Source organism: Sphingobacteriales bacterium (assembly GCA_016700115.1).
Taxonomy (GTDB): domain Bacteria; phylum Bacteroidota; class Bacteroidia; order Chitinophagales; family UBA2359; genus UBA2359.
Window position 1 is genome coordinate 5,481,378 of record CP064999.1, and the last position, 18,250, is coordinate 5,499,627.

The 18,250-nt window shown below is 41.8% G+C and carries 12 protein-coding genes; 2 read left to right on the forward strand and 10 right to left on the reverse strand.

Going from position 1 to position 18,250, the window contains the following annotated elements:
* Positions 1-23: 23 nt before the first annotated feature.
* From IPM47_19690 to IPM47_19700, 3 genes are all read right to left on the reverse strand, one after another.
* Complete coding sequence (locus IPM47_19690; GenBank protein QQS29030.1) at positions 24-761, reverse strand: class I SAM-dependent methyltransferase; 738 nt, start codon at positions 759-761, stop codon at positions 24-26.
* A gap of 176 nt (positions 762-937) precedes the next feature.
* The gene (locus IPM47_19695) at positions 938-2,098 is read right to left on the reverse strand and encodes a DUF2183 domain-containing protein (GenBank protein ID QQS29031.1); all 1,161 of its coding nucleotides are present in this window, start codon (positions 2,096-2,098) and stop codon (positions 938-940) included.
* 123 nt (positions 2,099-2,221) lie between these two features.
* On the reverse strand, positions 2,222-3,670 hold the full coding sequence (locus IPM47_19700; GenBank protein QQS29032.1) for a DASS family sodium-coupled anion symporter: 1,449 nt from the start codon (positions 3,668-3,670) through the stop codon (positions 2,222-2,224).
* A 411-nt stretch (positions 3,671-4,081) separates the two neighbouring features.
* On the opposite strand from IPM47_19700, the gene dacB reads away from it, so the two are divergent.
* Complete coding sequence (gene dacB, locus IPM47_19705) at positions 4,082-5,599, forward strand: D-alanyl-D-alanine carboxypeptidase/D-alanyl-D-alanine-endopeptidase (protein QQS29033.1); 1,518 nt, start codon at positions 4,082-4,084, stop codon at positions 5,597-5,599.
* A 9-nt stretch (positions 5,600-5,608) separates the two neighbouring features.
* Here the strand turns inward: dacB and IPM47_19710 are convergent, their stop codons facing one another.
* The 5 genes from IPM47_19710 to typA all read right to left on the reverse strand — a co-directional run bounded on the left by IPM47_19710 (position 5,609) and on the right by typA (position 12,013).
* Positions 5,609-6,352, reverse strand: coding sequence for a hypothetical protein (locus IPM47_19710; protein QQS29034.1), 744 nt, complete (start codon positions 6,350-6,352; stop codon positions 5,609-5,611).
* A 129-nt stretch (positions 6,353-6,481) separates the two neighbouring features.
* On the reverse strand, positions 6,482-7,972 hold the full coding sequence (locus IPM47_19715; GenBank protein ID QQS29035.1) for a WD40 repeat domain-containing protein: 1,491 nt from the start codon (positions 7,970-7,972) through the stop codon (positions 6,482-6,484).
* Positions 7,973-8,471: 499 nt separating this feature from the next.
* The gene (locus tag IPM47_19720) at positions 8,472-9,143 is read right to left on the reverse strand and encodes a zinc metallopeptidase (GenBank protein ID QQS29036.1); all 672 of its coding nucleotides are present in this window, start codon (positions 9,141-9,143) and stop codon (positions 8,472-8,474) included.
* 103 nt (positions 9,144-9,246) lie between these two features.
* Positions 9,247-9,972 (reverse strand): nucleotidyltransferase family protein, encoded by a 726-nt coding sequence (locus tag IPM47_19725; GenBank protein QQS29037.1) that lies wholly within the window; start codon positions 9,970-9,972, stop codon positions 9,247-9,249.
* A 214-nt stretch (positions 9,973-10,186) separates the two neighbouring features.
* The gene (typA, locus tag IPM47_19730; protein QQS29038.1) at positions 10,187-12,013 is read right to left on the reverse strand and encodes a translational GTPase TypA; all 1,827 of its coding nucleotides are present in this window, start codon (positions 12,011-12,013) and stop codon (positions 10,187-10,189) included.
* 216 nt (positions 12,014-12,229) lie between these two features.
* Between typA and IPM47_19735 the strand changes: the two genes are divergently transcribed.
* On the forward strand, positions 12,230-12,703 hold the full coding sequence (locus IPM47_19735) for a hypothetical protein (GenBank protein QQS29039.1): 474 nt from the start codon (positions 12,230-12,232) through the stop codon (positions 12,701-12,703).
* A gap of 688 nt (positions 12,704-13,391) precedes the next feature.
* Here IPM47_19735 and IPM47_19740 read toward each other — a convergent pair.
* Positions 13,392-16,835: a PKD domain-containing protein gene (locus tag IPM47_19740; protein ID QQS29040.1), complete on the reverse strand. Its 3,444-nt coding sequence runs from the start codon at positions 16,833-16,835 to the stop codon at positions 13,392-13,394.
* A gap of 38 nt (positions 16,836-16,873) precedes the next feature.
* The gene (locus tag IPM47_19745) at positions 16,874-18,076 is read right to left on the reverse strand and encodes an MFS transporter (GenBank protein QQS29041.1); all 1,203 of its coding nucleotides are present in this window, start codon (positions 18,074-18,076) and stop codon (positions 16,874-16,876) included.
* Positions 18,077-18,250: the final 174 nt, after the last annotated feature.

Consider the following 18,250-nt stretch of genomic DNA (forward strand, 5'->3'; position numbering starts at 1 on the left):
TTAAAGTCTCCCCTATTCCGCCCCTAATTTTTTTGAGCCGATATTATGATATTGGGTGAAAAAATCAGCCCTTTTGAAGACCTACCGGATGCAAAAATGAATGTTTTGCTAAATACTACGGTTAATTTCCATAAGATAATTCTAAGAAATTCTTTAATAGGATTCTTAATTTTCATACACGAGCCGGTAACTGTTACTTTTGAAAATCCGGTGCTGTGAAAAAGCTGCTCTGCTGAAGAATTGTTGAGAATAGTTTCATGAGTAAAATCTCCAAACATATATAAAGAAGAGAAAAGGGCATCGGCATTAGGCGTTCTGAAAACAGCAATGCCTTTGCTGCAAAGCCCAAGCTGGATAATTTCCAAAATTTCAACCAACTCATCTTTGCTGAAATGCTCGATGATATCAATTCCGATGATGACATCAAATGTGTTGGGATGTTTTTTTAAATATTCAATTAAATCGGCCTGTTCAACTCCTTTAATGCCAATTTTTTCTGCTTCGGCTACCTGATCCGGACTTAAATCAATACCCCTTACTTTCTGATAACCATGTTGTTGGAGCGCATGTACCAATGAGCCGAATCCACAGCCAATATCTATGATGTTGGGTTGACTAACAACTTTTGGAAGCAACGGGATGATTTCTTGTTGAAAATGCCAGGAGTCTTGCTTTAATTTATCATTTATTTCCCTTTCGCTTCGCCGGCCGGATTGTGTTTGATAATACTTGTTGTAAAGGGTTTTTCTGTATTGATACATGAGATACTGTACAAATAAAGTCTATGTAAGTTAATAATTACAGGCCATAAAGAATTTTATGCCTAAAAAGCGTGCAAAAGTAGTAAAACCTGATTGTATTTCATTTCTGCCTCAATTGAACATCAAATATAAGCCGTAAAACTTGTTGGCCTTAGCCGGCACCAATTTTAATCGCTTTATTCATCTTCCAACCAATAATCAACCACACTGCTGCGGTCATTATAAAGGCTTTGATTAACGCGGTACATAGACTGTCTGGTTATATATCCCATACTTACCGCATGTTTGGCAAGTTCGAGGCTATCTTCAATCAATAAAGCCGGAACTATAGGTTCGCTTTTAATAAGCTTTTTTACCCTGTCTGTTCTTTTTTTGTCTTTAACTGCCCTGATGTAAATGCATAAAATACGTCCGGGGTGCTTTTTTGCAATATCTAAATATATATCGGCATCTTTTTCACCACTGTCGCCAATCAAAATAAATGGTAAGTTGGGGTAGGTTTCTAAAATTTTAACCGTTTCATTGTACTTATGGTTTTTATAGGCTTCTGACAATGTACTGTTGTTGGCATGTCCGAAATCTCTCAACAATACCGGGCCCTTTGGTATGTGATTCACATCCATAAACTCATCAATCAGGTCATACAAATTCCAGGGGCTGTTGGAAACATAAAATATCGGGTTTTTCTGGCTGCCGCTACTTCCTTTTCTAAACGACCAGTATAAAGCCGGTGCGCCTCTGAAAGCCAAACGGGTATAAGCATTTTTAAAAACCGCCAGGTAAATCATCTTGATTTTTGAAACCACATTTGACTTTAGCAAAGTATCATCCAGGTCGCTGATAACTCCATATTCAGCCATACTATTGGGAACTAATATCTGACCTTTAATTACCTTTATCTTTTTCGGCCGGATACCATCCGGAAACAGCAGTTCAAAAAAAATGTCCTGAAAAATGCTATTATTGGGCTTAAAAGGAATTGATAAGGGAGTATCTATTTTAAAATAACCTTCTTCGTCTGAGGTCTGGATAAATTTATGCCCCATATAGCTCAATTGTAAAGATTGATTGGGTACTTCATCACTTTCAAATCTGTGATATGAATTGAGAAGGTTGCGCCAATGACTATCCCTTCCAGATGCAACAATCCCTTTGTTTTCGAGTATTCGCCCTCTGCAATAAAGGTAGTCTGATGTACCATATCCCCTGTAAGCCACTATTTCGAACGGAGGGGAAGCACCCTGATTGCTTTTCAGTTTGTCCAAACTATTCTCTAAAAACGACAACAACCCTGAAGCACCTTTTTTAAAGAAACTAAAACGTTTGTTTTCTCTCATCTCACAAATATACCGCAAAAAAAAGATTTAGAAGCCATCCGTAACTTTCGATTAGAAGTAATATTGCGGACTTTGACTTTCTGAATAACCATTTTTACTGATCATTAAGTAACTGAATGGTAATTAAACTCCAAAAACAAATTTCACTAAAACATAGCCTAAAGCGGCATTGACAATGACTGAAACTATATTCAGGACAAAACCGGTTCTGGCCATTTGAGGCATCGTTATATGTCCGCTCGAAAACACGATGGCATTGGGAGGAGTTCCCATAGGCAGCATAAACGCAGCACTTGCTGCCAATGTTACAGGAACAGTCAGCAACAAGGCATGAATATCTGCACCGGCAGCAATACCGGCAACTACCGGTAAAAATATGCTTACCAACGCTACATTGCTCATCAACTCACTGATAAAAACAATGGCTGCCACCAGGACAAATATTAAAACGATAGTCGAAAAATTGCCTGCCTGAATCATATTACCTATCATTTCTACAATCCCCGTTTTTTCCATCGAATCAGCTAAGGCTAACCCGCCCCCAAATAACAGCAATATGCCCCAGGGCAGTTTTTTGCTATCTTCCCAGGTCAACAAAAATTTACCTTTTTTTAAGTTTCGGGGAACGACAAAGGTGAGTAACCCACCAATCATAGCAATGGTAGTATCTGATAGCGTAGCACCGGGAACTGATAACTGCAACAACTGTTCAAACTGAGGTCTTAAAATCCATGAAGTGGCGGTAATCAGAAATATAGCGGTAACCATTTTTTCTGATTTTGATATTTTCCCCAATTCTTCAAGTTGTTGATTGATAAATTCACCCGAGGCAGTAATTTTACCGATACCGTTCGGATAAAAAAATTTGGTCAGGAGCAGGTATGTAACAACTAAAAGAAGCAAAGCGATGGGTGTTCCTACTATCATCCATTGCACAAAACCTATTTGCATTTGAAAAGTTTTTTGCATAAATCCGGCAAAAACAAGATTGGGAGGTGTTCCGATTAGGGTAGCCATCCCTCCTATATTGGCAGCATAAGCAATTGACAACATTAACGACAGAGAAAATCTTTGAAACTGTTGTGAACTGATTTGTCTGTTATGTTCCATAACAGTGATTACCGAAGCTGCAATAGGCAACATCATTACCGTAGTAGCCGTATTACTGACCCACATGCTGATAAACCCGGTTGCAATAATAAAACCCAGAATAATGCCATCGGCAGTTGACCCTGTCAGGTGAAGGATGGTTAGGGCTATCCGGCGATGAAGTCCGCTTTTTTCCATTGCCAGTGCAATAAAAAAACCTCCCATAAACAAATAGACGATTGGGTTTGCATAAGGAGCAGCCACGTCTTTCATTGACCCGATCTCTAATAAAGGGAACAAAATAAGAGGAAGCAAAGAGGTTACCGGAATGGGTACTGCTTCTGTAAACCACCAAATCATGATCCAAACCATACAGGCTATCACCTTCCATGCCATTGGGTCAATCGGTGCAGGAATCAATAAAAAGACGAAAAACAATGCAGGTGCTAAAACTAAGCCTATTGATTTATAGGTGGGATACATAGTTGATTTGGTTAAACATCAATATGAAAAACTGCCCGCTAAAATAGTTTTTTTGCAACTACTAATTATACAGACAATAGATATAATACAAAGAGCAAAAATAAAATGATCGCTATTTATCTAACCTTGTAAGGTTGACAAACGCACTTTGTTGATAGTTTCAGACCACAAAGAACAAATTTCATTGTTGTCTGTCTTTGTATTATTCTGAAACAGGGGTAAATCATTTATAAACCGTTTTTTGGCTGAAATAAGAAATCAACTAATCATAATCATTTCGCATCTCATACCCGAAATTAGCACTTATATGGTACTAAAAGGACGAAAGATTACTCCCCAACAACAAACTGTAATTAATTTTTGATATTTTTCCCACAATATTAACCTTAAACCCCCATACTGTTTTTTGCGATGCAGTTCTTGTTTAGATATTTATTGATGTTCCGTTTGGTATTTTTTCCAATGCTTTTTTTAGGAGCTCTGCTTTTAAAAGCACAGCCAAAGCCAAATAAATATCCGGCTGTTCAGGATGCCCTAATCAGTATGGACAATGATGTGGATTTGCAACCGGCAAGCTGGAGTTACTATGTTAAAAATGTTTCAGACGGAGAGGTAATCGCTGCCTTTAATTCCATGAAATTATTGCGACCGGCTTCTGCCTTAAAAGTAATGACTACTGCTGCTGCGCTTTCAATTTTAGGTCCTGACCATACTTTTTCCACTAAACTGGAATACGACGGCAGAATTGACGAAATTGGCATATTAAAGGGTAACCTATACATCACCGGAGGAGGCGACCCCACTTTGGCTACCAATCGTTCAGATATAGCTACTCCTTACAATGTTGTATTGCAACAATGGGTTAAGTCCATCCAACAGTTGGGAATAAAAAAAATTGAGGGGAGAGTTATTGGAGATGCCGGATATTTCCCGGATGATATGATTCCAACAACCTGGATTTGGGAAGATATCGGAAACTATTATGGAGCCGGGGTCAGCGGGTTAAACTTTCACGAAAACCGTTACGATTTGGTGCTTTCTTCGGGAAAAACCGGCAGTCCTACTAATATTTTGAAAATACAACCCGAAGTTCCGGGATTGCAATTAACCAATCTGACTACTGCCGGAGCGGCAGGCAGCGGCGATCAGGCTTATATTTATGGATCCCCCTTTAATCTATCCATTGTTGTAAGAGGAACGATTCCTCCAAATCGCAGCAGTTTTGTTATCAGAGGGGCTGTTCCTGACCCTGCTCTTTATGCAGCCTCCTGCCTGAAACAAACGCTGGAACAAATGGGTATTCAGGTAACAGAACCGGCAGCTACTGTTCGACAGCTTTCAGAGCTTGAAAACTATAAAAGCCAACAAAAATATATGCTCCATATCAGTACATCACCTCCAATAAAAAAAATAGTGTACTGGTGCAACAAACGCAGTGTGAACCTGTTTGCAGAAGCACTTTTGCGCGAAATGGGAAAAAAACAATTTGGAACCGGAACCATTGAGAATGGAATAAAAGCAGTTAAGCAGTTTTACCAAAACCGCGGAATAGACCTCAACGAAGCAATTCTTTATGATGGAAGCGGGTTGTCGCCTTCAAATGCGATTTCTGCAAAACAACTGACAGAAATTCTCTCAAACTATGCCGGTGCTCCCAATTTTAATGAGTTTTACCAATCCTTACCTGTTGCAGGTGATGCTTCTGACGATGGGTTTTTGAAGAGTTTTATGAATAGTAAAAGTAAAACAGCAAAACTCAGTGTTAAAAGCGGTTATCTGAGTAATACCCGTGCATATTGCGGATATATTAAAACCCAATCGGGCAGACTGCTGGCCTTTACCGTGATGGTCAATAATTATACCTGTACCAATACTTATATCAAAAAGAAAATAGAGGATTTGCTCTTGCCTTTAATGCAACTTAAATAGGACGAACGATTAATGTTTATAGTCAATCACGCGCATTTTAACTAAACTTCCTCTTTGTGCCCGTTGGGGCCAAGGTAGCGGACTTGTAATATCATTGCTGCCAAGTTGCAACAACCATCGTTCTTTTTCAATCATACCCACTCCTTCAGCATATACTTCGCGGCTATAGACCTTATTAACCAAATCTTCATAGTCGTGTTGCAAAACGGTTACCGTATTCTCAAATGTCAGCCCGTTTATGGAATGCTGGGTATTCATTTGTTCGTATTGATAATGCCAGTTAGCATATACTGCCGTTGTTTCCTGATTGGTGTTGATATATGAATTGCCCCACCATTTCACTCCATCCTGAACAGGAAACACCATATTCAAAAACCTCAGTTCGCCTTCTTTTCGCTCTGCTTTTGTACTGTCTTTTACAGCATACCAAACCGTAGGAATTATCTTATCCCAGGCAATCGTATCGCTGTAACGGGCATACCGCTCAATTGTTATTGCCGGTCGGCTCTCGTTGTCAGTAAATGGCTGGGCAAACACTTCTTTTATCTGCAATTGTATAGTATCTACTCCTTGTGAAAGAAAGGTGCTGTACAGGATAGAATCGACCTGATAAATCACCCAATGTCCTGAGTCGATAGGAAAGTATTCGTAACCATATTTAAGGTCATAGGTTTCTGTTTCCTCTGTACATCCTGTATAAGAAAAAAGAGCAATTACGATTATACAAATCAAAAAAGCGATGCGCTGAATCATTCGAAAAATTTTAACACTTAAAATGGTTAACTCTACTGTTTAGCAGAGCCGGGAATAATAGATTTCAACCTTAGTCGAAGGCCTTTGTGTTTTCGTTGCATTTTCAAGGCCGGCAAATGTTTACCGATGCTACCTTTGTTCTCTAAACTTAAAATTGATGGCATCGCATTTTCGCATATTTGAAGCCAAAGCGATTTTATTGGTTTTTTTCCCGTCAACAATAGTCAGGGCTGCCGTATTTGGAGGACGAGTACCTTCATTGTGGGCATAAAGTATCAGATAATTATCGGCATTGCGGTTTATATTTACTTTAATTTTCAACTTGCGCTTGGTTAGCAGATACTCTTTAAGAATCCATTGGTCGTTGAAATAAAGAGAAATTGTGTCTCCATCTTCATACTCTTCATCCCAAACCCAAAACTCGAGATATTCAGAATCAACAATCATGCGTCTGCCCGGAACAACCTTTCGATCGCCCAAAGAATCGGGAATATTGCGGGTTGTATAGGTTAACTTGACGTTTTCAAGTTCAGCAGGTTTGTTCACCGGTGGAGCTAAGACAACCGGTTCTTCTTTCTTTTCAACCGGTTGAACAGGAGGAGGTGTGGGCGGAGTTGGCGGAACAGGTATTTCTTCGTTGGGGATTAACTTTCGCCATTGCCACATTTTTATCTGATCGTCGTTTCCTCCGGTAATGATATTTTTACTGTTTGGAGCAAACTGAACGCTGCGAACAGAAGCCTGATGTCCCGTAAGGTCTGAATTGATATCCATGCCTGCGATATTCCAAACCTTTACATGATTTTTGGTATCCCCGGTAACCAAATATTGTCCATCCGGCGAAAAGTCAATTTCCGTGCTTGGCCCGGGTGTCGTAACCTGAAAAGATTTAACCAGTTGTCCGGTTGAAGCGTCCCACATCGAAAAAGTGCCGTTTTTACAAAGACTTCCTATATGCAGGTTATCGGGCGTATATTTAACATCTATTACCTCATCACTGCAGGCATTAATGGTCTGAACCACTTTTTTAGTCAAAAAATCAACAACTCTGATAGTTTGTTTACTTCCTGCTACTAAATAATTGCCTGTTTCGGCGTAATCTGCACAGGTAAATGGGATGCCGTTGTTGTTTAAAATAACGCCGGGTTTACTGTTCGGAATAAAAGGGCGGGTAGCACTGATTGTACCATCTGAACCTCCATACAAGATGACATTGCCGTCAGGACTGAAATAGGCAAAATTATAAAATGCGGTGCCTCCGGTTGTACGGGCGTTGATTTCATGAATGACAGTATTGGAACTTAATTCCCAGACTTTAAGTAGCCCATCGGTTGCAACACTTACTAAATGACTTCCGTCGGGGTGGAATGAAAGATGGGTGATTTCTCCGGTATGCCCTTCATTCCGCAAAATATGTAGTATGTCTCCGGTAACAGCATCTCGAATCAACAACATGCCCTGATTGTTTCCACTGGCAAAGGCTGTACCTGAAGGGTTATAACATACCGCCGTAATTGCTCCTTTACCACTGCTAAAGGCTTTAAAATCATCGAATCGCTGTGCAAACAGCGTTGTTCCGGTCAAAAGAATTAAAAAAAAGAATATGCTTACTTTACTCATAAGGTTGCAAATTTACGTCATTCGGACTTACACTTGTTTCATTTTAACGAATTTTGGGCAGTTAATTTTATATCTTCCAAATTCTGAAGCCTATTTAGCATGGTTTTTGCCGCTTTATTCTTCCCTAATTCAGTAGTTTATCCGGGCGATTTTAAATACTTTCTCTATTTTACGGAATATTTGTCATAGAAAAGTAAAATTTTTACCTTTGGAACTAATATAAACTTTTCAAGTATGGCTGAACGCAAACGGGTAGCCCTTTTCGTGTTCTTTTTGCTGCTCATTATTCTGCACCTCGTTCTTATGTTGGTTTATACTTCCTAAACCGATAAGAAGCAATTATTTTGAATAACCCCTTTTGGTAGATTGCTATTTTCAATTGTTTTTCAAAATTTACAGTATTCGGCTGCCTAAACCGGTACTTAAAAAAACAAAACAGCCGCAGAAACAACTATCCTGCGGCTGAATGGTTAGATGAATTTTATTTATTGAACCGGTATTAATCTCTGCGAAACAAGAAAGAAGCGTAATATAAGAGATTGGCAACAGCGGCTAAAGCTGCAACTACATAAGTCATAGCTGCCCACCAAAGTGCGTTTTTAGCCTTTTCATGCTCTTCCCCACCTACAATTCCGGAAGTGTTGAGCCAGGCTAAGGCGCGGTTGCTTGCATCAAATTCAACGGGCAAGGTGATCAGGGTAAAAGCAGTGGTAACTGCCAGTAACAAGACCCCGATTAACAGGACAATCGTATTTTGTGTGGCAAAAAACAAGGCCAATCCTCCCAACAAAATAAACTGAGACAGTTTTGAACTGATATTTACAAGAGGTACCATCTGAGAACGCATGGTCAAAAAACCATAAGCAGTAGCATGTTGCACTGCATGTCCACATTCGTGAGCAGCAACAGCAGCAGCAGCAACATTATGCTGATTATACACTGTTTCGCTCAGGTTAACCGTTTTGTTTTGGGGGTTATAGTGGTCTGTTAACTGGCCTTGAACGGAAATAACCTCCACATCATATATTCCATTATCCCGCAGCATTTTTTCGGCAACTTCTTTACCGCTTAATCGAATTGGCATTTTAGAATACTGGTTAAATCGCGATTTCAACATGCTACTTGCAGCTAAACTGAGTAACATTAGTATTCCAAACATTGCGATGTACATAGGTATTAGGTTTTGATTTTAACAATTATAATTTGCGTAACAAGATAATAACATTTTTTGTAAAAAAGTTCATTGAAGTTTTGCCATTAAAAACTTAGCCGGTTTATGCGAACAAACAGGGTAAGATTTTTTCTGCCTCCTTTATAGATTCCGGTTTTCCAACGTCAACCCAATGTGTATGGCTATGATCAAACATAGCAACCGGAAATTTTTTGGACAATTCTAAATAAGCATCCACCAATGAAAATTTTCCGGTAAATGCTATTTTTTCAAAGAATACAGGTTCAATGAGCTGAATCCCGCTAAATGCAAATGGAACAGCCCGGAAACATGGATTGGCATGTCGTATCTGACCGGTTTTGGAATTTTGCCATCCACAAAGCAAGTTCTCTTCGTTAAATAAAAAAAAGCGTTCTGAAGGGCGTTTTCTGACCGCCAAAGTTGCTATGGGCTTTTTTGAGTTTAAAGAATGTGCTTGTCTTATCTCCGTAAAATCAATATCTGATAATATATCTACATTGCAAACTAAAATTGGTTCTTTACCCGCTAATAAAGGGGCTGCCTTTAGCAACCCGCCCCCTGTGTCGAGCAACATTTCGCTTTCATCAGAAATATGGATCTTGATGCCGAAATTGTTTTGAGAATTCAAATACTCAACAATCATTGGTGCGCGGTAATGAACATTCACCACAATCTCATTGTACCCGAATGAAATAAGCCGTTGAATGACTATTCCCAACAAAGGTCTGCCAAGAATGGGTATTAGAGCTTTGGGTAAATGGTCTGTCAGAGGTCGCATACGGGTTCCTAAACCCGCAGCAAAAATCATGGCTTTCAACTGAATTTAACCGCTTTTATAGATGAAATTAAAAGGGTCAGATTGCTCATCATCCGTCTTACGATTTGTAAGCCCTGTCCAATATAATAAGGTTTTACCACTTCATTATCTTAAAGAACCTGCCCCTAACCCCTCCGAGTAAGGGAATTTAAAGACGTTTGTCAGTATTTGCTGGTTCAAAATTAAATCATAGTTGGTATTAAAACTACCCCAGCACAGCACTTTGCTGCTTTTCCAATCTTTTGCGGTCGTTTTCGTCTAAATATATTTTGCGGAGACGAATGTTTTGTGGTGTAATTTCCACATATTCATCTTCTTCTATGTACTCCATAGCTTCTTCGAGCGAAAACTTAACCGCAGGAGCGAGTTTAACTTTATCGTCCGATCCGGATGCCCTTACGTTTGTCAGTTTCTTGGTTTTAGTCAGGTTAATGGCCAAATCAGATGAACGGGTATTTTCACCGACAATCTGTCCTTCGTAAATAGGGTCTCCGGGTTCGACAAAAAATATCCCTCTGTCCTGAAGTTTGTCTAAAGCATAAGCAATTGCCGTACCTGTTTCCATTGAGATCAGGGTTCCGTTGATACGGCCGGGCAAATCGCCTTTCCATGGCAAAAATCCGGTAAACCGATGAGCCATAATGACCTCACCGGCAGTAAGGTTGAGCACAATCGTGCGCAATCCTATCAAACCGCGAGAAGGAATATTAAATTCAAGGTGCATCACGTCACTTTTTGGGGTCATAATTGCCAGTTCTCCTCCCCTTTGAGTAACAATTTCTATCACTTTACCGGCTTTACCTTCAGGGGTGTCAATGGTCAATGTTTCAAAAGGTTCACATTTTTGACCTTCTATGGTTTTAATGATGACCCTTGGTTTTCCAACCTGTAACTCATACCCCTCACGGCGCATCGTTTCTATTAAAACGGATAAGTGCAAGACTCCCCGTCCATAAACGGTATAAGAATCGGGGGAGCCGGCTTCCTCAACTCTGAGTGCCAGATTTTTTTCAGTTTCTTTGTACAACCTGTCGCGAAGGTGGCGGGAGGTTACAAATTTCCCCTCTTTGCCAAAAAACGGGGAATTATTGATGGTAAACAACATGCTCATTGTAGGTTCATCAATGCTGATGGCAGGCAATGCTTCCGGATTTTCAAAATCTGCAATCGTATCCCCGATTTCAAATCCTTCAATACCGGTCAGGGCACATAAATCGCCACATTGCACACTGTTCGTTTTGATTTTTCCCAACCCTTCAAATGCATAGACCTCTTTGACCCTGGATTTAACTATTTTTCCATCTCGTTTAACCAGCGAAATAGGCTGATTTTCCTGTATAGTTCCACGAGCAACCCGCCCTACTGCGATTCGTCCTATATAAGATGAATAGTCTATATTGGTAACCTGCATTTGTACGGTACCTTCCACCAAAGGAGGCGCAGGAATTTCTTCAATCAAAACATCCAGCAAATGGGTTACATCACTTGTTGGCGGTTTTTGCCAGTCATCGCTCATCCATCCTTGTTTGGCTGAACCATATACGGTCGCAAAGTTGAGTTGTTCCTCTGTTGCATCGAGATGAAACATAAGATCGAAAATTTCCTCGTGAACCTCGTCAGGGCGGCAGTTTTCTTTGTCCACTTTGTTGATGACTAAAATTGGCTTGAGCCCTTTTTCCAAAGCTTTTTGCAGCACATACCGGGTTTGGGGCATTGCTCCTTCAAAAGCATCTACCAACAACAAAACGCCGTCTGCCATATTTAGTACGCGCTCTACTTCCCCACCAAAATCTGCGTGCCCCGGTGTATCAATAATGTTGATTTTAATACCTTTATAAACCACGGATACATTTTTGGCCAAGATGGTAATCCCGCGCTCGCGCTCCAATTCATTATTGTCCAAAATCAGCTCTCCGGTTTTCTGATGTTCGGCAAATAACTTGCACTGATGCAGGATTTTATCTACCAAAGTTGTTTTACCATGGTCAACGTGGGCAATAATGGCAATGTTGCGAATCTGTTGATTTTGCATATAATTATAGTGTAAATTGCAGTAATATCCGGTTTCGGGATGCAAAGGTAAGCATAATAAATAGTTTTTTCTATAATTGCCGAAAGTAGAACGGTGATTTTAAGTCAACACCGGTTATACTGAAACAAATTATAGAAGATTGTTTTAGTTTTATATCTTTGTTTCTGAGGTTTCATATCTGATTTTTGGGTACTCATGCCTATTTAAACAAAAACAATGCGAAGTTTACTTTTATATTACTCCGGTTTATTCATCTTCCTGATGCTTGTTATTTTGCCTGCCTGCCGTTCAGGTGGCGACAACAAGGATGTGTATTTAAAGAACTACCGCAATTTGATGAAAGAGTTAGAATCCCGTTGTGGCAAAACGGACTTGTTGTCGAACGATTCCTTTTGGCAGGATATGGATGACCAAATTTACGAATTTTCAGGAATATACTATTGGCGGCATTTCGAAAACCTAACCTATAAAGAGCGGTTAGAAATTAACCAATTTCCGGTGATGTATTATTTATGCCGCTATAAATCGGTGGTGAATGAACGGGTTCAGTTTGAGTTTCAGAGTGAGGTAGAAACTTTGGTGAAAGGACTAACCGAAATTATGGACTCAACTGCCACGATATACAAAGATTACGATTCCGGAATCAGGGATATTTTGCACGAATTTAAAGGTCGGGGGAATAACCGGTAATCACTTTTTACTGAATAGCTGAACTTAATGGTCTGATATTCAGATAGAATTAACCGGCAACAAACTCTTAAAAATTGGCAGGGCAAAAATGCCGTTTGGGTATTTATGCCAACTGCATGGCTGAACAAGTCTTTCAAATTTCGGGGTACAGTCTTTATATCAGATGTTTTTCTCAATATTGGCGTAGGAAAATCATCCGACAATTTTTATAAACCTGTAATCATTCAATTTTTTATAGAGAAATTGGATTCGGGGGAATTTAACCCTGACAAAACTTTTTAGTACCTCCGCAATGACTTATTGCACCCCTACAACACATTGAATCGCCTTTGCTTTGGTTTAATGCACCCCTGCAACACGTCAAATCGCCTTTGCATTGACTTATTGCACCTCTGCATTACTTTGATGCACCTTTGCAAAGGCCTATTGCACCTCTGCTTTTCTTTGAATCACCTTTACAAAGGCCTATTGCACCCCTGCTTTACTTTAATGAACCTCCGCAATGTTTTAAATCACAGTTGCATTACCTCAAAGCCCCCCTGCAATACTTTATTGCTGACCCTATTCTAAACACCAAATTTTGTTTTTCTGCAATGATTATTATGGGGAATTGCATTGCTTTTCGAAGCATATTAATGCTTTAAAAGCTCAGCGCAAGAAAAAATCACTATGCCCTGTAAATCCCCCTCTATTCTATCACCACCGACACACTGCCTGCCCCTACAGCCCATTCCACTTCGATAGTGGCGGTTCCTTGTCCGCTAAGAATAGTCCCGTTTGTTACTGTCCATTGATAGGTGTTGCCCCCGCCGGGAGCGGTGTAAACGGCAGTTTGCGTGTTGCAACCTGCGTTGTTCCCTCCTATGACGGGGGCTACCAACGGTTTGTTGTCGAACGACAGGTTGTCAATATACATATTATTGCCGTATCCGTTCAGGCATTGGATTTTTACCGTTACATAATTCCCGGAATAAGGCCTGAGGTCGAGACAGACGTTCCGCCACTCGTTGCAGTTTTGCGGAGAAAAGGAATCGTACTCATATTTATTGTTGGGGCCGGTGCCCGATGTGGTGGTGCTCAGGTTTTCACCGCCATCGGAAAATAGGGTGTAGAAGTTGTTTCCGCAATTATTAGATACCAACACTTTGAGCGAATCGATCCATGCCCCACCGCCGTCAATATAGGGGGCATACGCAACACGAAAAGTGATAGCAGGTGATTCTATTTCTGTAAGATCCATATTAATAGGAAATACCAACTCGTCTATTTGTCCCGGATTGGGATATTCGTAGCATTGAACGGTGTAGGAGGTGCTGCCATTTTCGGCACAGTTTGTTCCGGTATGTGGTTGCCAGCCGGAACTATTATCAGGATTAACTACCTGTATCACACCTGTTCCGCTTTCAAAATTGGTTTCGGCGGGCAGGTTGTTGGTGTTGCTGCTCACGGTGATGAGGTCGGTTAAAATTTTTGTATCGCTGCCATAAGGGTTGGTAACGGTGAGTATCACGCTGTATGTTCCGCCAATGGGATAACTCACCTTTGGGTTTCGCAGTGTCGAAGTGACAGGATTGCCGCCCGGAAATTCCCAATACCAGTTTGCCCCCGCATGGTGCAAAACAGAGTAGTCCTCAAACTGAAGGGTATCGCCGGGACAATCGGTGAATCGCTTGTTCACCATCGGTTGAGCTACGGGCACTGAAGGTTCGTACAACTCACATTCCCAAATCCCTTTTCCGTAAGCCCCCATTCTGATTTTACCGTCTTTGTAAAAAGGGCGCAATATATTGGAAGCGATTTCGGCAGGAAGTCCGTCCACAAAAAATTGCCAGTCGGGGAGATTGTTGTTGCGGTAAAAAACGCTTCGGTTGGTGCCGAGATATACGCCTCCATCAGTTCCGCCCTGATGCAATAACGCCTGAATAGATTCATCGTTAAGGGTAGTGGTGGTCAGATTTTGCCACGAACCTCCGCCGTTGTCGGTGCGATAAATTTTTTGCCCGTTTGCGCCATCGGGAAAGGCGAGCCAAAGTACGTTGGCATTGGTTGCACTCAAAGAAATTAACAATCTTCTTGCATAGCCCGGAGGCAGGGTAACTGCTGTCCATGTATTTCCTCCGTTCACCGATTTCCATAAATATCCGTCACTCCAATAGTCGGCATTTCGCTGGGTGCAATACATGATATTTGGATTGCTTCGCGAAATTTCGAGATAAAGTGCTTGGGCATCTGTGTTGGTTCCAAAACTATAGAGAAGGGTAAAAGTAGTGCCGCCATCTTCCGATTTCCAGATTTTGTTTTGATTGGTAACAAAAACGGTATTATAGCAACGGGGGTCGAACTCCACCTCGCCCGATTCGGCCGACCAATAGCTTTCATTGGGATAAATACCAAAGGGGATATTGCTGACAACCCCATCAAAACTGACAGGAATACGCTTGCCGCCAATGTCAGAAAAATAAGTGTTCCGGTTTTGACCCGGATTTACATAACCGGTAGGTGCTTCACCGCCGCCAAGTCCAAGAAAATTGCCGGAAGGGTAGTTTTGATACCAAGCCGTATTGCCGTTGTGATAACGACCTCCCACCAGAATATCCTCGTTCCAGCCGGACGAGAAACCCCAGAAATCGGAACTGTTAATCCCATTGTTGCGCGCTTCGTGGTTGGCCACAAAATCGGTGCTGTAATTGATGCCTCCATCGGAGGTTATCCATATATCGGTGCCGTTAATTTCCAATTCCTGAATATCGGGATGGATATAGTTGTTGGGCGAGCCGACATATCCGCCAAGAGGCAGAAAGGTGGTTGCGCCATCGGTTGATTTCCAAAGGCTCAAAAATCCGAGCAGCAGTTGGTCGGCATTGGTATGGGAAGCAGCAATTCCAAAATTGTAAAACCCCTGATGAAATCCGCTGCCATCGGGTTGAAAACTGGCTAAATTGGGATGGCTTGCTGTATAAGGCCCTCCGGTGGGCGGGTTGGGAAGTGTCCAACTATCGCCGGCGTTGTTGCTGCGATAAATTCCGATAAACCCGTTGTCATTGTTTTTTGCCTGCCCGATAAGGGCAACATATATGCGGTTAGGGTCGGCAGGCGTAACGGTCATTCTTGCGCCGCCGTCTTCGCGGTCGGGGTCGGTGCTGTTGTACCAACCGTTGGTAACGATGTTAAAAGAAGCCCCGAAATCGGTTGATTTAAAAAACTCGCAACGATCCTGGCTTGGGTTTCCTTTGAGGAGGTACACAATGGCCGGGTTATCGGGCTTCACCTCAATATCGTAACAAGGCTGTGTGTATAAAGGTGTCCAGCTATTCCCGCCATTGGTGCTGCGGTAAAGCCCATTCCATGAAGCGGCTAAAATTAACAGCGGGTTACCCGGATTGATAGAAAAATCATTCACATCCAGCCCGCTTGCCGAATACACTTCTTCCCAACTTACTCCTCCGTTTTGGGTTCTGAAAATCCGGTTGCCGGCACCTGCAAACACGATGTCGGGGTTGGTGGGATGAATTTTTATGGCAGTAGGGGCATTCATCGGATAGTTTCTCGACATACACGTCCAGTTGAGTCCTTTGTTGATCGATTTGTAAATCTCCCCCCCTTCCGTTCCGCAATACAGGATGTTGGGGTTAACGGTAAACTGATCGAAACAATAAACATTGGCTTGTTCCGACTTAGGGCGTTGCACCCCGTTATAGCTGACTTCGAACGTTTCGTAAGGGCCAACACATGTCCATTCCGAAAGGCTTCCGCCACTTCTTGCCGCATGTTGCGAGGCAATGGTATTTTGCCGCGCAATCTGATAGGCGAGCGCTTCGTCAGGAGTGGGCTTGACCACAAATCCTTGTGCATTGATATACCGTTGGTTAGCTCTCCGCCATTTTTTGTAATATTGTGTATGCGAGGTTTTTACGAAAGGATGGGTACGGTAATAAGCCGTGAATGCGCTATCCACCTGCCATGCGTTGGGATTGTCGGAATAAAGCAATTGCACCCATTGCGGAAGCACCTCGCTGGAAGAATAAGTGGGGCGGATGACCTTTTGAGCAAACAGGGATGAGGAGGTTATCACCAAAAAAGCCATCACCAACAAAGTGAAATGGAAGCGTGTGGAAAAAGAGAACGATGCCATCGGATTTTTTTTTCAAAGATAAAACTTATTCACCGAAATCATTGGTCTTGGATGCTTTGCCGGTATATGCCGTTAAAAACAAAATATGCGATAAATGCAATCGCCGCAATTATCCCCCAAAGCGCTCTGAACCCAAAGTAATAAATAATTTGTGTGCCCATTAGCGGAGCTAAGATATTGGCTGCCGCATAAGCAATTCCATAGACCGACATGTATTGACCTTCCTGTGCTTTGGGCGAGCGTTTGGTTGCCCAGGTGGTGCTGAATGGCATGACAAATATTTCTCCAAACGAAATAATGACCATAAACCCGATAGCCGCTATCCACATAAAAGCAGTGGGAAGGGTCAGTATCAAATAACTCAATCCATAAACCACCACCCCCAATCGGACAATCCAAAGAGCAGGTCGTTTTTTCTCGATGCGGTGAACCAAAGGCATTTCTACCAACATCACCACTGCCCCGTTTACCGCCGAAACCAGCCCGATGGTAAACTCATCCCAATGATACACCTGTTTAAAAAACGGAGGGATCGTCCACATGATTTGCATAAACACCAATGCTCCCAAAAAAGTACCCAGAATAAACCGCATGTAAACCATATCGCTGTAAGGCGAGATTTTAACAACAGCTTCCGGAGGCGGGGCAGATTTATCGGGCTTCGCCTTGCGATGAACTTCGGGAACAAACAGAAACAATGCCAACGCAGAAGCAAAACAAGTCATCGCATCGGCCACAAAAATATACGACCAGCTTTTGGTGATCAACCATCCACCAACCGTGAGCGCAAAGGTAATGGCAAGATTAAAAGCAATGCGCATCAGCGAAAAGGAACGGGTTCGGTTGGAATCGTCGCTGTTAAAACTGATGGCCACCGTATTTGCAGGTCGGAAAGCCTCCGAAGCAGCGTTGAGAAAAAACAGCACAAAGCAAAGCAGGTAGAAATTTCGAACCTCCATCAACCACAACATCATTCCCCCCGTAGCAATCAACGAAATTAACTGCACCCGTTGATAGCCTATTTTGTCGGTAAAATACCCGCCCAATTGTTGTCCCAAAATAGCCCCTACCCCATATATGGACATGGCATAACCGGCATACAGGATGCTGTAATTCAGCGATTCGGTGATGTAAAGCGACAGAAAACACATCAACATTCCCCCGCTTCGGTTGATAAAATTGACGATAGCCAACAACCAAATCCGGTGAGTAAGCCCTTTAAAAGGCGTTAAAATCCCCATAAAAAATATCAGGCATTGTGTGGTAGTGGTATAACAGCCGCAAAAGTCTTGTTTTTCGGGGGTATTCGCTACTGTTTTACCAACAATTGTTTGTTAATAGTGCGTCAAAAATTTACCGGCAATACAGCCCAAAGATTTTGGCTCTAATTCCATTACATAGTCAAAAATAACCCA